The sequence below is a fragment of the Solibacillus sp. NPDC093137 genome, from assembly GCF_050280445.1.
In the GTDB taxonomy this organism is placed as follows: Bacteria; Bacillota; Bacilli; order Bacillales_A; family Planococcaceae; genus Solibacillus; species Solibacillus isronensis_B.
Genome location: NZ_JBNNVH010000001.1, coordinates 1449246 through 1465345, shown reverse-complemented (window position 1 = coordinate 1465345; position 16100 = coordinate 1449246). Strand labels below are relative to the sequence as shown.

Sequence of the window (16100 nt, the reverse complement as noted above, 5' to 3'; positions counted from 1 at the left end):
GATTACCTAGGTTTTAATTTACAAACTTCATTTTAGGAGGATTTTATTCGATGTTTAACTCTAAAAAGCCGGATCCATTTTTTGAAGGATTATTAAATATTGCAAAAAATGTACAACAAGGTGCCAACTATGCAAAAGAATCGACAATTACTACAGTATCAGAACTAAAACAAATTCAAATTAAAATGAAGTCCTATGAAACAGCTGGAGACAAGCTGATTCATGAATTAATCGTGAAATTAAACGATTCGTTTATGACACCAATTGAACGTGAAGATATTCTATCATTAGCCATTAAACTGGACGATATTCTGGATGGCATTGAAAATACAATTGCCCACTTTGAAATGTATTCATTTACAGAAGTAAATCAGTATATGCGTGACTTCGTAGACTATATTGCCAAATCATCAGATGAAGCAGTAAAAGCAATGGAGTTATTGAATAAAAAAGATTTAATCGGAATGCGTCAACATGCCATTCTGATCAAAGATTATGAGCGTGAATGTGATGAAATTTTCCGTAAATCCATTACTGAACTATTCCAGACTGAGAAAGATCCAATTCGCTTAATCATCTTTAAAGATTTATATGAGCAGTTAGAAGAAATTGCGGACTACTGCCAAAATGTAGCGAATACAATCGAATCAATTATTATGCGAAATGCATAATGAAAAAGGAGTAAATTATGGATACGTTATTAATCATTACCGTACTCGTTGTCATCTTTGCGCTGGCATTCGACTTTATTAACGGTTTCCATGATACAGCCAATGCGATCGCCACATCTGTTTCGACGCGTGCTTTAAAACCTCGAGTAGCTGTTCTTTTAGCGGCAGTGATGAACTTCGTAGGTGCGATGACGTTTGTAGGCGTAGCAAAAGCTGTAGCATCTGGAATTGTGGATCCTTTCTCTTTGAACGCGTTTGAAGGGGATACAACAGGATCTGTAGTTATTTTGGCAGCATTATGTTCTGCCATCACATGGAACTTACTAACTTGGTATTTCGGTATTCCATCAAGTTCTTCACATACATTGATCGGATCAATTGCTGGTGCAGCAGTTGCATCGGCAGGTATGAATATTTTAAACTATGAAGGTTTCTTTAAAATATTGCAGGCGTTAATTATTTCGCCTATTTTAGCTTTAACTCTTGGTTTTATCGTAATGAAGTTATTCAAATTTATTTTCCACCGCTCACCACTGTATGGAACAACGAAAGCGTTCCGTTTGACGCAAATCGGTACAGCGGCTTTACAATCGTTTACACATGGTACGAACGATGCCCAAAAAGCGATGGGTATTATTACAATGGCTCTAATCGCAGCAAACTTGCAATCAACAGATGAAGTACAGAATTGGGTACGTTTTGCCTGTGCATTGGCGATGGGTCTTGGGACATCAGTAGGCGGATATAAAATCATTAAAACAGTCGGCGGTAAAATTATGAAAATCCGTCCGGTCAACGGGGTAGCGGCGGACTTAACTTCTGCATCAATCATTTTTGGTGCAACAGTTATCGCATTACCGGTTTCGACTACACATGTAATTTCTTCTGCAATTATGGGTGTTGGTGCAGCACAGCGTGTGAAAGGTGTTAAATGGGGAATGGCGCGTAAAATTGTAGTTACGTGGTTTATCACATTGCCAATTTCCGCATTAATGGCCGCATTATTCTACTTCTTAATTAGCCTTATTTTCTAATTTTAAAACGGCGCTCAATATTTAATATTGAGCAGCCGTTTTTTGTTTGTGGGTGGAGGGTGGATTTTCCCATAAAATTGCGAGTTGTTCTAATATAACTTGAAAAGTTCTAATATATCGCAGATCTTCTAATAAAGTGCAAGTTTGTTCTAATATGAGCGCTCGATCTTCAAATAAACTATATGAAAGTTCTAAAATAGCATTCAACTCTTCTAATATCAGTAATAAATGTTCTAATATACAATACGCCGCACTCTCACCACACCGTAACACGAGTTTTTCACTCCCCAGATCATTTCAAATATGTCTGAAACAGCGCATGCACATTTTCAACCGGAATAAATAATCCGACTTTCCCGTGCCCTTCACGAGTTCCTGTTGCAAACACAACACCAATTACATCTTCGTTTTCATTAATGACCGGGCTACCACTATTTCCGCGATAAACAGGTGCGTCCATCATAATGATATCTGGCTGAATGTCTGCGGCAGTTGTATAGCCGATAATCGTTCCTTTATTGGCAATCCCGCTAAATGCAAGCGGATTTCCGATAAAAAAGACGGCCTCATTTTTACGGAATTCGCTCGTTGTGGCAAGTGGCAGGAACGGCAAGTTTTCAGCATCCACTTTCAACAATGCCAAATCATAATCTTCATATGATTCTACAACCTCAGCTTTATAAAGCGTATCATCCGGAAATACAACGGTAATCGTCAACGCATCCTCAATTACATGATCATTTGTTATTATGTAGCCATTCTCTGATACCGCAAACCCTGTCCCTTTCCCTGAGTCGGTATTAATTGTGACAACAGATTGTTTATATGTTTGAATATTTTCCTGATTAGATAATTGTGATGATACTTTTAAAAATTCAATCGCAGGAATGGAATATACATTGAAAATCACGGCAAACGTACTAAAAGCTAATGTTAATGCCATCAACCATACTACAATTCGAACAAATGGTTTTTGCTTTTTCGTTTTTTTCGGCTGTGGGTTTAAACGTTCTTCTCGTGCTTTTGCAAGCGCCTTTTCCTGTTCTTCCAAAACAAGTTCCAAAAATTCTTCTTCTGTCAGTTCCTCAGTATTCGTTTTCTCTGTCATTGTGTTCCCTCCGATATGTATAAGTGTAACAAAAGTACACGAAATTTGAGACAAAAAGAGCAGATTCAAAATTTTTTTTGGAAGTTTGTGAATTATTTCATATTACTAAATTGAAAATACTTCGTGCAATCCATCACATACTTTAGCTTGATAAAGCGGGATTTTAAAAATGACAGCCCTTACATTTATTATTTAGAAATAATAGATTGTGTTTGAAATCACAAATGGAACAAGCGGTTGGTAAACGATATAATTATTGTTATATCAACGTTTTCGGCTTGTTTTTAGTAATTCGAACGATTTATTAAAGCTATCGTTGACAAAGTAAAAATTAAAGGTTAACATTCGTAATTACAAAGGATTTCAAAAATTAGAAGGGGATGGTAAATATGGATTTAATGAAAAAGTCACTTGAAATGCACGAACACTTTGGCGGGAAAATGGAAATTCGTGCAAAAGTTCCGGTACAGGATAAATATGATTTGAGTTTAGCTTATTCTCCGGGTGTTGCTGCCCCTTGCCTTGCAATTGAACAGAATCCTTCAACCGTGTATGACTATACGATGAAAGGGAATTTAGTAGCGGTTATCACAGACGGAACCGCGGTATTAGGGTTAGGGGATATTGGTCCGGAAGCCGCTTTACCAGTAATGGAAGGTAAGGCGTTATTATTAAAGCGCTTTGCAAATGTTGACGCAGTACCGGTATGCTTAAACACTAAAGACGTAGACGAAATTGTCAACATTGTAAAAGCGATTTCGCCGACCTATGGAGCAATCAATCTGGAAGATATTTCAGCGCCGCGCTGTTTTGAAATTGAAGACCGGCTGCGTGCTGAATGTTCAATCCCGGTATTTCATGATGACCAGCATGGAACGGCAATTGTCGTTGGGGCAGGTTTAATCAATGCGGTGAAACTGGTGAAAAAAGATGTCAATAAGATGAAGGTTGTCATTAACGGAGCCGGGGCAGCAGGTATTGCGATTCTCCGTATTTTAATTCAAATGGGTTACACAAATGTCGTTATGTGTGACACGAAAGGCATTATTTATGAAGGGCGTCCTGAAGGGATGAATCCGGTAAAAGAACAGGTTGCTCATTTATCGAATCCGGATCAATTACGCGGTACTTTGGATGATGCATTAGTAGGAGCAGATGTGTTTATCGGGGTGTCCGCAGCAAATATTTTAACGGAAAAACATATTAAATCGATGGCTATAGATCCGATTGTCTTTGCTTTGGCAAATCCTGATCCTGAAATAACGCCGGATAATGCAAAAAAATGGGGCGTAAAAATTATCGGTACCGGCCGTTCTGACCATGCCAACCAAGTGAATAATATGCTTGCCTTCCCGGGGATTTTCCGTGGTGCACTTGATGTAAGAGCGACAGATATCAACGAGGCGATGAAGCTGGCGGCGGTTGAAGCTATTGCATCGCTAGTAACAGAAGAAGAGCTGAATGAAGACTTTATTATTCCGAGCTCGATGGATGAACGGGTTGCAGGTGTAGTTGCAAAAACAGTTGGATCCGCAGCCATCGCATCAGGAGTTTCTGAATTGTTCCAGCAAGTAGATCTAATTAACACTTCGGTAGCCATTTAAAAAGGATGTGCATGAAGTTACATTCAGCACATCCTATAAAATAGTGAAGACGATCAATCAGTGGGAATCCAAAATCTCCACTGATTGCAGTGTCACTTAAACTGTTTGAAGCTCTGCAGTCAGTTGTTCCAATTGTGTAATTAAATCACCAATAAACGCGATTGTGTCACGTAATGGCTGTTCAGTCGTAATGTCGACACCTGCCATTTGTGCAAGTTCAACAGGTGTTTTTGTGCCGCCTGCTTTTAATACATCGATCCATTGCTCAACAGCTGCTTCGTCACCGTTTAAAATACGTTGTGATACTTGTGTTGAAATAGTTAAACCTGCAGAATACGTATATGGATATAAGCCCATATAGTAATGAGGCTGACGCATCCAAGTCAATTCTGCACCTTCAGTTACTTCAACTGCGTCTCCCCAGAATTGCTCAAGTACTTCACGTTTTAATTCATTCAGTTTCGGTGCGTTAACGCTTCCGCCTTCATCGATAATTTCGTACACTTTACGCTGGTAAGCTGCCTCAAGTAAATGAGTTACGAAGTTATGGTAGTACGTACGGCTAATAATCGTTGAGATGACCCAACGTTTAAAGCGCGCATCCGTAGAATTTTTTAATAAGTGGTTGGCCATAAGCATTTCATTCATTGTTGACGGTGCTTCTATGAAGTAAAGTGATGGTCTTGCATTGAAAATATTTTGCGCATCATTTGCCAAATAGAAATGACCTGCATGACCTAGTTCATGGGCTAAAACGAATACTTCATTCATTCGGCTCGTCCATGAAATCAATACATACGGGTGTACACCATATGGGCTTGAACAGAATGCGCCAGTTGATTTTCCGGCATTTTGTGCAAAATCAATCCATCGCTCATCAAAAGAACGATCGATCATATGCGTATAATGCTCGCCCATAATCGATAAACCGTCTTTCATATATTGACGGGATTCTTCCACCGTAATAGTAGGCTCATATGATGGGTCCAACGAAATTTTAAGGTCTGCAAACGTCATTTTGTCCAACTGATGTGTTTTTTGCAACAGTTTTGCATAGCGGCGCATATGTGGTGCAAGCTCATTCATAATTAAATCGATTTGGCGGTTATACATTGAGCGGTCCACTTGCTGTGACTCTAATAAAGAATCAAAAATATTGTCGTAGCCGCGAAGGTCTGCTTCCGTTTTTTCAATTGCCAAGTGTGTATTATATGTTTTGGCAGTCGTATGCTGATAGTCGCGCAGTTTTTTTGAAAAGGCTTCAAATGCAGCACGACGTTTATTCGTGTCCGTTTCAAGCTCCCAATCGCCCTCAAACAAGTTATAGCTAAGCGGGAATGATTCACCATCTACTTCAAAGTTAGGGAACTGCATATCTACCAATTTTGTCGTATTGTACAGCTCATATGGCGCGTTGAATGTAGCACCGAATGCAGCCAGTGCTTTTTCCGCTTCAGGATGTAACTGGTGCGGTTTTTGTACGAGCAGTTTATCAATAAAATTAGCGTATTCCGGTTTAGCAGTTTGTGCTTCTTTTAAAACAGCTTCGTCCAATGCAAGTAAATCACTTTTTACAAAGGATAATTTTGTTGCAAGTTTTGCAGCGAAAGAACCGAAGCTTGCGGCACGCATCTGATTTTCAGTGCTCGTTTGGTCAACGCTATGTGAAAGGCTCGCATATGTGCCGATTACAACCATTTTCTCCTGAATTTTTTCCGTTGCTTCAATTGCATTAATCGCGCCTTGTACATCAGTAATTGTCCCTGCAAGCCCCTCTGCAGTTTTCTCTACAAGTTGTCTTAATTCTTCGATTGCCGCTGTGTAGGCTTGTTCTGTAGCAAATAAATCTTCCAAATTCCAAGTTTCTTCAACCGGTACATCACTACGATTCAACATTGACATAAGTATCCTCCTAATATTACGATATTCGAAATAAATAATACCATATTTCTGAAAATTTAGGAAGTAGTGAAAATTTGGTCGATAAATATTTTTAATATTATTTAGAAGACATATAGTAAAATAGAGAAACGATGGAAATAGGGAAAGAGTGTGATAATATGCAAGAAGTGAAGGATTGTAGTCTAATTCTTGAAGGCGGGACATTTCGAACGGTTTTTACTGCGGGAGTGTTGGATGCCCTTATGGAGGAACATATAAAGATGCCGTATATTGCGGCGATTTCGGCAGGTGCCATCAATGCGGTATCCTATATGTCCAATCAGCCTGAACGGACGATGCGAGTTTTGACAACGTACCGCAATGATCCCCGCTATATGGGAATGCTTAATTTTCTGAAGGAAAAAAGTCTGTTCGGATTGGATTTTGCCTATAATATTGTGCCGAATCAGCTTGATTTGTTTGATTGGGACGCCTATTACAACTATCCGGGTGAGGTGGAGTTCGGGCTGACGAATGCATATACCGGAAAAGTAGAGTATAAAAGTGCGCATACAATGACAAAAGCATGTGATATTTTACAGGCAACATGTGCCATTCCTATACTGTTCCCTGAGATTAAAATTGACAATGTTCCGTATTATGATGGGGGACTATCCGATTCGATTCCAATTAAACGTGCCATCGAAAAAGGATATAACAAGCATTTGCTAATTTTGACGAGGGAACCCGGCTATATAAAAAGTGCCTCTAAAACGAATCAGTGGGCAACGAAGCTTTTCCAAAAACGTTACCCAAGACTCGCGGCTGCGATGAGACATCGTGCGGATATGTATAATGAAACAATGCAATATATTGCTCAAAAAGAGATTGATCAGGAAGCGTTTATTTTTAAACCGGACCGTCCGATAAAAAGTTTTGAAAGCAAAGTTGATCAAATGAAAGCCAATTATGAGGTTGGCTATGAACAGGCACAAAAGCAAATGCCTGAGTTGAAGGCGTTTTTGGAGATTATTTAAAGATAAAGCATAATACTGTAATAGTTTAATATAGAATATACTTGCAAAAGCGAGTGGAATTATATTAAAATAAAGCTAAGAACATTAAATTAAATAAAAAGTGCAAGACAAGGTGGAGCCATAGTCAACTATGGCACCGCCTTGTCTTTTTTGCATTGGAAGGGGAAATTTATGTTTATTTTACAAATTGTTCTAGTTTTATTTGCTACCAAACTCGCCGGACATCTTGCTGCGAGAATCGGGCAACCATCTGTACTAGGGAAAATAATTGTAGGTATTATTCTTGGTCCAGCACTCCTTGGCTGGGTTCATGATACTGAACTTTTAACCGTGTTCAGTCAAATAGGTGTTTTACTGTTAATGTTTTTAGCTGGTCTTGAAACCGACCTACAGGAAATGAATAGAAACAAAAAAGCGGCAATCTATGTTGCTTTAGGTGGTATTCTCCTGCCGATTATTTTAGGGTATGCAGGTTCGCAATATTACGGATTGTCTGTAGGAGAATCCATTTTTATTGGATTATTACTTTCTGCAACATCTGTCAGTATTTCGGTACAGGCGTTAAGGGAGCTTGGTTGGCTGAATAGTAAAGAAGGGTCAACATTACTTGGAGCTGCGGTTTTGGATGATATTGTAGTTGTAATTTTAATCGCCATTGCTATGAGTTTCTTTGCCGGATCAGATACGAATATCGGTTTATTAATCGGTAAGAAAGTATTATTCTTCGCCATCTTGATTGTGCTGGCAAAATGGTTTATCCCACACTTTATAAGAATCTTCAAGAAATTTAGAGTTACTGAATCAATATTGAGTGCCGGCCTGATTATTTGTTTTGGTTTGTCATATTTTGCGGAATTCCTTGGTATCGCTGGTATTATCGGTGCTTTCTTTGCAGGGATTGCGATTGCACAAACAGAATATAAAGATGAAATCGAACATAAGGTTGAGCCGATTGCTTACGGGATTTTTGTTCCGTTCTTCTTTGTTAGTATCGGATTAGCGGTTTCATTCGATGGAATTGGAGAACAAATCGGGTTTATTATCGTATTTTCAATAATTGCAGTTGTATCCAAATTTGTTGGTTCAGGATTAGGTGCGAAATTAGCCGGATTCAATACGAAATCATCGATGGGGGTCGGTGCTGGGATGGTTTCCCGAGGCGAGGTTGCACTAATATTAGCTGCAATGGGACTTGAAGGTGGCTTGCTGCCGGCTAATTACTATACATCGATTATTATCGTAATTATCGTAACAACAATCGTGACACCGCCTTTGTTAAAAGCAATTTTTGGGAAGAGAATAGTCGTATAAATTTAAGGGTTTAGATAGAAAAGATAGGCACATTTTCATGAGCCTATCTTTTTTTACGCCTTTTTTACTTTAAACCGGTAATAAAGAGACATAAACAATGTAATGAACGTTACAAAGACGGTTGCACCAATGACAGCAGCGGCTACGATTTGTACTGCTTTTAAGTCGGATTCAACTATTGCATAAAGCGCCATAACTACTGCAACAGCGGGAAGCAGCTTTGTAAGTAGAACAAGCCCCTTTTTATTTTCTGCCTTCCATTGGTTACCGTAAGAAGTCAGTCCAGTCCACAGTAAAGGAATCGTAAGTATTGTCAGTAAAAGGGCTAAACCAAAGAAAAGTGTGTGTATGCTGTCAGTTGTTTGTAGTGAAATCAGCCAAGATATAATTGTACCTGGAACAAGTGTCACCATAGCAAGATTCAGTGGTTTTACTTGGTTTTTATACTTCTCAATCGTTGTATCACGGTCCGTGTAAATCGGCTTCGTGTTGGGAGGAGCACGAAATAAATGGATATCACCTGCAGAATCCACAAGTGACCAGCCTGCATCTTTGAAAAGTTCAAAGTATTCTTCATCCGTATTTTCCAGTGTCCGATAATCGATACTGTATACATAATCAGCATATTCACCTTTTTCAAGTGTGTAGCCTAAAAATGAAAAACTTCGGACATGCCAACCTTCAAGCGAAAGTTTATGCATTTTTTCCAAATCCTTTTGCTCAGAAAATGCTAATCCACCAGACATCATATACTTCGTTTTTGTCATACTTCATCCTCCATTCCTCTTTCAGCTAACTGAATCATCAGCTTTCTAATTGTTAACTCCATTTTTAAAACGGTTTTGCCTTTTTGCGTCAGTAAATACACTTTACGCCTTGAATCTGTATCGTCGTATAAATAAATCCAATCATTTTGTAAAAGTTTTTTTATAATCGTGTACATTGAAGCTGGACCGATTGAAATATTCCCTTTAGATGTTTCTTCAATTAAATTCATAATCGCGTATCCGTGTTGGGGCGTTGTTAATGTGGCCATAATATGAAACATTGAATCGGTCAATTGCTCATTGTTTTTCACTATGTCACCTCCCGATATATCATAAAGTGATATATATGTCTGAAAACAATATATCACTTTATGATATATATGTAAACAGAATTATCTATTAATTTGATGGGGGAGTGGGAATGCGGGAAAATAAAAAGCCTGCTCGTTCTATAACGGAGCAGGCGATCTTTTAATTATTGGTGATTTTCGTAATCGTAATATTCAACCAGCCAAACAAAATCGTAATGACTGGACTTAACAGGCAAAAGAATGCGAACGGTAAATAGTCGATGACAGAAATATTCAATGTAGAAGCAATGAACAGACCGCACACGCTCCATGGAACGAGTGGATTGATAACAGTACCTGCATCCTCAATTGTACGGGCTAAATTTTTCGGATGAAGCTGAACGGCTTTAAATTTTTCCTTAAATGCTTCACCTGTTAATAACAGCGATAAATACTGTTCACCGATTGTAACGTTAATTCCGATTGCGGTAAAAGCTGTTCCCGTAATAACAGATCCGACCGATTTCAACTGGTTTTGAAGTGCCTGCAGCAATGTTTGGATAATGCCGAGTGTAAAGAGCAATCCGCCCATAGACAGGGACAATACAATTAAAATAATCGTAAACAGCATACTGTTCATTCCGCCTCGAGTCAGTAATGAATCAATTGCTTCGACTCCTGTTTCCATTGAATAGCCGTTATATAAAATTGCAAACAGTTCGTTCAATGGAATAGAACTGTGGAAATATGATAGCACGATACCGGAAATAGCACTTATCGCTAATGTAGCAAGGCTTGGTAATTTAAAGATCGTGCACACAATAAGAACGACAAGCGGAATGATTGCATACCAATGAATTAGATTTGTTGCGAACAGTGTTTCTTTAAAGCTTGTAATAAGCTCTGTGTCCATATGCTGGCTTTTGGGAGAAAGCCAGGCATATACGATGAGTGAAATAATAAATGCCGGAATGGTCGTGAACATCATATTTCTAATATGCGTAAACAAGTCAATACCGGCAACAGTCGCCGCCAAGTTCGTCGTATCGGACAACGGGGACATTTTATCCCCAAAAAAGGCTCCCGAAACAATTGCTCCTGCTGTAATAGCAAGTGAAGCGTCTATAGAACTCGCAACCCCTACCATTGCAACACCAACTGTTGCAACGGTAGTAAGAGAACTGCCGATCGCTGTGCCGATAATGCTTGTAATAAGGAAGACAACCGCATAAAAAAAGCTCGCAGTAATGATTGAAAGACCTATATACAATAGTGTAGGAATTGTCCCACTTATTAACCAACTGCTGATTAAAACACCGATCAAAAGAAAAATATAAACTGCGCCGATACTTGTTGAAACAGAAGCAATCATACTTTGCTCCATGATGCGGTACGGTACTTTTCGCAGAACACCATACATGATAAGTATAATAATGGCTATGAAAATCGGAACATGCGGGACACTGCCGAGTTTCATAATGCTATAGGAGATGAGTGCAATAATAAATAAAATTAAAATAAGTGCTTCAAAAAAATGTGGTTTTACATGTTGTTTTGCATTCATGATGACTAGACCTCGCTATATAGTTTCGCGCTTCAACGCGTTGAAGTACAAAAGTTAGTGTAGCATTTTATTTAGAAAAAGGGAAGGGGGTAAAAATAAAAGGAACATACCGGAAAGTCCGAGATGTCCCTATAGTGCTTGATGAATGGCATTAAAAAAATAAAATTACTCAGCAAGCATAATCTTTTCTAATTGTAATGGTTCAATATATGTATCGCCTTGATACGCCCGCATATTACCGCCTGAAATTTCATCAATGAGTAAAATTTCACCTGTTTTTGCATCGCGGCCAAATTCCAATTTAATATCATAAAGCGTTAACCCTTTTTTCTCTAACTCTGCGCCAACAAACTTTGAAATTTCGATTGTGCGCTGTTTCAAGATGGCATATTCATCATGTGTTAAAATACCAAGCATTGAAAGCGCATCTTCTGAAATAGGAGGATCCAGGCGTTCATCGTCCTTAATAGTCACTTCTACAAATGAATCCAAATCCTGACCTTCTGTTGCATAAGCACCATAGCGGCGTAAAAAAGATCCGACTGCTTTAAAACGGCAAATAACTTCCAAACCTTTACCGAAAACAGTCGCCGGTTTAACCGTCATTGTCGCTTCATTAAAATTTGCCTCAACATAATGTGTCGGTACCTTTAATTCGTTTAATTTAGAATAAAAGAAAGAAGTAAGTTTCAATCCGGCAAGGCCTGCACCATCAATTGTTAAACCGACTGTGTTTGCGCCTGGATCAAAAACCCCGTTTTCTCCAGTTACGTCATCTTTAAATTTCAGCAAATATAATTCGTTTTCAAGTTTAAATACATCTTTAGTTTTACCAGTATACATTAATTCCATGAGAGATACCTCCAAAAGTAATTTCAAATTAATTATAACACGAATGATTTTATAATATTAGTGTAAAAATGTTCGTATTTTAAAGAAAGACGTCTAACCTTTGATATAGTATGCTCTTTGTTACCAGTGTAATGGTAACATTTGTTATACTAATCTTAGACAAGGAGTGATTTAGATGCTAAAAACGTATAATAATATTGTTGTAGCAATTGACTTTTCAGAAAAAGCAAAAATTGCTTTTGAGCGCGGTATGAACGTTGCTCGATTGACGGATGCGACATTGAATTTAGTGAGTGTAATTGATACACATTCATTCGGATCAGTGGAAGCATATGATTTAAAGTATGCAAAAGCTCTAAAGGAAAAAACACTTGATCAGTTAAAGGAATACAAGGTTATAGCAGAACAGGCCGGCGTTAAAAATGTACAAGTATCCGTTGAAGAAGGATCGCCGAAAGCGGTATTGACGAACCTGACCGATGCCGATTTAATCATTATCGGAGCGACCGGTTTAAACCGTGCAGAACGTTTCTTACTAGGGTCTGTATCGGAAAATGTTGTACGCAGCGCCAATTGTGATGTTCTCGTAGTACGTTAAAAAATAAACCCGCAATACTCCTTGTTCAAAGGGGATTGCGGGTTTTGTTAATTAATATACGCCTTCTACAAGCATACCGTTTGCTACTTTAATGAAGCCGGCAATGTTTGAGCCGACAACTAAATTGCCTTCATAGCCATATTTTTTCGCCGCATCCGAACTTTCTTTGAAAATTGATTTCATAATACCGTGAAGTTTTTCATCAACTTCCTGGAAAGACCAGTAGTTACGGCCGGAATTTTGAGCCATTTCAAGTGCAGATACAGCAACACCGCCTGCATTTGCTGCTTTACCAGGGCCGAATAAAACATCGCTTGCTAAAAACTCATTGATTGCATCTAAATTCGATGGCATATTTGCACCTTCTGCAACGACTTTCACGCCATTTGCAATTAAAGTACGGGCCTGTTCACCGTTAATTTCATTTTGAGTTGCACATGGAAGAGCGATATCACATGGAATTGTCCAGATGCCGTCACAGCCTTCTGTATAAATAGCATTTGGACGATAATTTACATATTCTTTAATACGCTTCCCTTCAACTTCTTTTAACTGTTTTACAATTTTTAAGTTAATGCCTTCCGGGTCGTAAATGTAGCCTGCCGAGTCGGAGCAGGCAACAACTTTTGCTCCAAAGTGCTGAGCTTTTTCAATTGCATAAATCGCTACATTACCAGAACCTGAAACGACAACCGTTTTATCATTAATTGAAAGTTTTGCTTCACGCAGCATTTCTTCAACAAAGTATACTAAACCATATCCTGTTGCTTCTGTACGCGCCAATGAACCACCATAGCCAGGTTTTTTCCCAGTTAATACACCTGCCTCATATGCACCGCGAATACGCTTGTATTGCCCCCATAAATAGCCGACTTCACGTGAACCTACACCAATATCTCCGGCCGGAACATCGACATCAGGACCGACATAGCGGTATAATTCTGTCATGAAAGCTTGACAGAAGCGCATAATTTCTGCATTTGATTTCCCTTTTGGATCAAAGTCTGAACCACCCTTACCGCCGCCGATCGGTTGACCAGTTAAAGCGTTTTTAAAAATTTGTTCAAAGGCTAAAAATTTCATAATCGATTCATTTACTGTAGGATGGAAGCGTAATCCACCTTTATATGGCCCGATAACATTGTTATATTGAACGCGGTACCCACGGTTTACTTGTACTTGGTTTTGATCATCTTGCCAAGCGACACGGAAAGAGATGATTCTGTCCGGCTCAATGATACGTTCTAAAATATTATGCTGAATGTATTCGGGATGTTGTTCGAATACTGGAACTAGAGAAAGGAAAATTTCTTCCGCGGCTTGTAAGAATTCTAACTGATGTGCGTTCTTAGCTTTTAATTTTTCAAACACTCCATCAACATATTGCTGTGCGTTACTCGTTGTTGTCATTGTCGTCATGTTAATACCCCCAAATGGATTAATAAGTATACATTAGTATGAATTATCAAACAATTCAATTATATTTTATGTGACATCACTGTGTGAAATCGATGTTAAAAAAGAGAAAACGTTTTCAATTATTATATCTATATAATAATTTGAAGTTGCTTTTGGAAAGGATGATTAACTATTTTACAACTATTAATTGATGCAGATGCATGCCCGGTTGTTGATTTAGCGCTGTTTATTTCATCTCGATATGAGATAAGACCGATCTTGTTCTGCGATACATCACATCGAATGGAACGGGATGGTGCAAAAACAATTATTGTTGACAAAGGACCAGATTCAGTTGATTTTAAGCTTCTAAGTGTCTTAAAGCGAGGAGATATTGTCATAACAGGTGATTATGGTCTTGCTGCAATGTGTATAGCAAAAGGTGGAATTGTTATTACTCATAACGGAAAAGAACTGACGTCTGACAACATAGATCAACTGTTGGCTTTTCGATTTGAAAGTGCGAAAATAAGACGTGCAGGGGGACGTACGAAAGGTCCCAAAAAGCGCACGGAAGAAAATAATTTGGCTTTTGAAACGAAATTTCGACAAATTTGTGAACGTGCGATTTTTGAGAAGGAGGAATCATAAATGAATCAGCAAATCTTAAATTTAGACGAACTAAAAGAACGCTTTCCGTTAATTGAAAAGCTGCAATCCGAACAATATGTATTTTGGGAAAATGAAAGTGTAGCTAAAGAAAGCCAAGTATCTGACCAAGTGACACCAGATATGATTCAAGACGCAGAAAGTAGATTGAAGCGTTTTTCTTCTTATATAAAGGTTGCATTTCCAATCACGAAATTTTCAGACGGCATTATTGAATCGGAATTAAGAGAAATTGCCGCGATGAAAAAACTCATAGAAGGACGACGCGGTTTTAATATTCCTGGCAAATTAATGCTTAAATGTGATCATGCATTACCGATCGCCGGTTCGATTAAAGCGCGTGGCGGTATATACGAAGTGTTGAGTCATGCGGAAAAGCTGGTAATCGATGCAGGAATGATAACAGAACAAGAGGATTACGCAAAATTCCATAGTGAAGAATTCCGGAATTTTTTCAGCAAATATAAAATAGCTGTCGGGTCAACGGGGAACTTGGGCCTAAGTATCGGTATTATTAGCGCACAGCTGGGTTTCCAGGTGACTGTGCATATGTCGATTGAGGCAAAAGAGTGGAAAAAAGAACTGCTGCGTGAAAAAGGTGTTGCAGTAATCGAATACGAATCCGATTACACTTCTGCAGTGGAAAACGGCCGCCAAATAGCAGAACAAGATCCTGCTTGCCATTTCGTTGATGATGAAAATTCAATCGATCTGTTTTTAGGATATTCGGTAGCGGGATCTCGCCTGAAAGACCAGCTTCAGCAAGCAAAAATTAAAGTTGATGCGAATCATCCGCTATTTGTTTATCTGCCATGCGGAGTTGGTGGTGCGCCCGGGGGAATTGCCTACTCTTTAAAACAAATTTACGGCGAACATATTCATCTTTTCTTTGCGGAACCATTTGCATCTCCTTGTATGCTCCTAGGTTTGATGACAGGCATGCATGACAAAATCAGTGTGAATGATATTGGTTTGTCCAACAAGACAGAAGCTGACGGATTGGCGGTAGGGCGTCCTTCACGATTTGTCGGAACATTGATGGAATCCGTAATAAGCGGATGTTATACTGTGGATGACAGCTTTTTATATAGAAGTTTAAAAGGTATGTTTGAGACGGAAAACATTTTTATGGAACCTTCAGCACATGCAGGTGTGTATGGTCCGATTGAATTAATGATGCAGGGGACTTCGTATATTGAAAAGCATGGGCTTACAGATAAAATGGAAAACGCCACACATATTATTTGGTCAACAGGCGGCGATCTAGTGCCTGAAGAATTACGACAGCAGTATTTACAATCAGAGATATAGAAGGG

The 16100-nt window shown here is 38.8% G+C and carries 15 protein-coding genes; 8 read left to right on the top strand and 7 right to left on the bottom strand.

The annotated features are described in order from the left end of the window. Positions 1-50 precede the first annotated feature (50 nt). Positions 51-671, top strand: coding sequence for a DUF47 domain-containing protein (locus ACQKN3_RS07535; protein WP_079525974.1), 621 nt, complete (start codon positions 51-53; stop codon positions 669-671). A gap of 17 nt (positions 672-688) precedes the next feature. Beyond that, positions 689-1705 carry an inorganic phosphate transporter gene (locus ACQKN3_RS07530; protein WP_251688765.1) on the top strand — a complete coding sequence of 339 codons (1017 nt, stop codon included), beginning with the start codon at positions 689-691 and terminating at the stop codon, positions 1703-1705. Positions 1706-1997: 292 nt separating this feature from the next. On the opposite strand, the gene ACQKN3_RS07525 is transcribed toward ACQKN3_RS07530, so the two are convergent. Further along, a complete protein-coding gene (locus tag ACQKN3_RS07525) occupies positions 1998-2813 on the bottom strand; it encodes a S1C family serine protease (RefSeq protein WP_251688763.1) in 816 nt (271 codons plus the stop codon). A 389-nt stretch (positions 2814-3202) separates the two neighbouring features. Between ACQKN3_RS07525 and ACQKN3_RS07520 the strand changes: the two genes are divergently transcribed. Continuing rightward, entirely contained in the window at positions 3203-4417 is a 1215-nt protein-coding gene (locus ACQKN3_RS07520; protein ID WP_427710567.1) for an NAD(P)-dependent malic enzyme, read from the top strand. Positions 4418-4513: 96 nt separating this feature from the next. Here the strand turns inward: ACQKN3_RS07520 and pepF are convergent, their stop codons facing one another. After that, entirely contained in the window at positions 4514-6319 is a 1806-nt protein-coding gene (pepF, locus tag ACQKN3_RS07515; protein ID WP_427710565.1) for an oligoendopeptidase F, read from the bottom strand. A gap of 158 nt (positions 6320-6477) precedes the next feature. On the opposite strand from pepF, the gene ACQKN3_RS07510 reads away from it, so the two are divergent. Beyond that, the gene (locus ACQKN3_RS07510; protein WP_427710563.1) at positions 6478-7335 is read left to right on the top strand and encodes a patatin-like phospholipase family protein; all 858 of its coding nucleotides are present in this window, start codon (positions 6478-6480) and stop codon (positions 7333-7335) included. 171 nt (positions 7336-7506) lie between these two features. Next, positions 7507-8646 (top strand): cation:proton antiporter, encoded by a 1140-nt coding sequence (locus ACQKN3_RS07505; RefSeq protein WP_427710562.1) that lies wholly within the window; start codon positions 7507-7509, stop codon positions 8644-8646. Positions 8647-8699: 53 nt separating this feature from the next. Here ACQKN3_RS07505 and ACQKN3_RS07500 read toward each other — a convergent pair whose 3' ends face one another. The 4 genes from ACQKN3_RS07500 to ACQKN3_RS07485 all read right to left on the bottom strand — a co-directional run bounded on the left by ACQKN3_RS07500 (position 8700) and on the right by ACQKN3_RS07485 (position 12119). Continuing rightward, complete coding sequence (locus ACQKN3_RS07500) at positions 8700-9413, bottom strand: DUF2812 domain-containing protein (RefSeq protein WP_427710560.1); 714 nt, start codon at positions 9411-9413, stop codon at positions 8700-8702. Then, complete coding sequence (locus ACQKN3_RS07495) at positions 9410-9724, bottom strand: PadR family transcriptional regulator (protein WP_427710558.1); 315 nt, start codon at positions 9722-9724, stop codon at positions 9410-9412. The genes ACQKN3_RS07500 and ACQKN3_RS07495 overlap by 4 nt, the downstream gene beginning before the upstream one ends. 160 nt (positions 9725-9884) lie before the next feature. Further along, complete coding sequence (gene nhaC / locus ACQKN3_RS07490; RefSeq protein ID WP_427710556.1) at positions 9885-11267, bottom strand: Na+/H+ antiporter NhaC; 1383 nt, start codon at positions 11265-11267, stop codon at positions 9885-9887. Positions 11268-11432: 165 nt separating this feature from the next. Then, on the bottom strand, positions 11433-12119 hold the full coding sequence (locus ACQKN3_RS07485) for a phosphoribosylaminoimidazolesuccinocarboxamide synthase (protein WP_427710554.1): 687 nt from the start codon (positions 12117-12119) through the stop codon (positions 11433-11435). A 175-nt stretch (positions 12120-12294) separates the two neighbouring features. Between ACQKN3_RS07485 and ACQKN3_RS07480 the strand changes: the two genes are divergently transcribed. Continuing rightward, positions 12295-12717, top strand: coding sequence for a universal stress protein (locus tag ACQKN3_RS07480; RefSeq protein ID WP_251688750.1), 423 nt, complete (start codon positions 12295-12297; stop codon positions 12715-12717). 51 nt (positions 12718-12768) lie between these two features. On the opposite strand, the gene gdhA is transcribed toward ACQKN3_RS07480, so the two are convergent. Next, entirely contained in the window at positions 12769-14136 is a 1368-nt protein-coding gene (gdhA, locus tag ACQKN3_RS07475) for an NADP-specific glutamate dehydrogenase (RefSeq protein WP_251688748.1), read from the bottom strand. 171 nt (positions 14137-14307) lie between these two features. Between gdhA and ACQKN3_RS07470 the strand changes: the two genes are divergently transcribed. Next, entirely contained in the window at positions 14308-14766 is a 459-nt protein-coding gene (locus ACQKN3_RS07470) for a YaiI/YqxD family protein (RefSeq protein ID WP_353056572.1), read from the top strand. After that, the gene (locus ACQKN3_RS07465) at positions 14767-16095 is read left to right on the top strand and encodes a D-serine ammonia-lyase (RefSeq protein ID WP_427710552.1); all 1329 of its coding nucleotides are present in this window, start codon (positions 14767-14769) and stop codon (positions 16093-16095) included. The last annotated feature ends 5 nt before the right edge of the window (positions 16096-16100 follow it).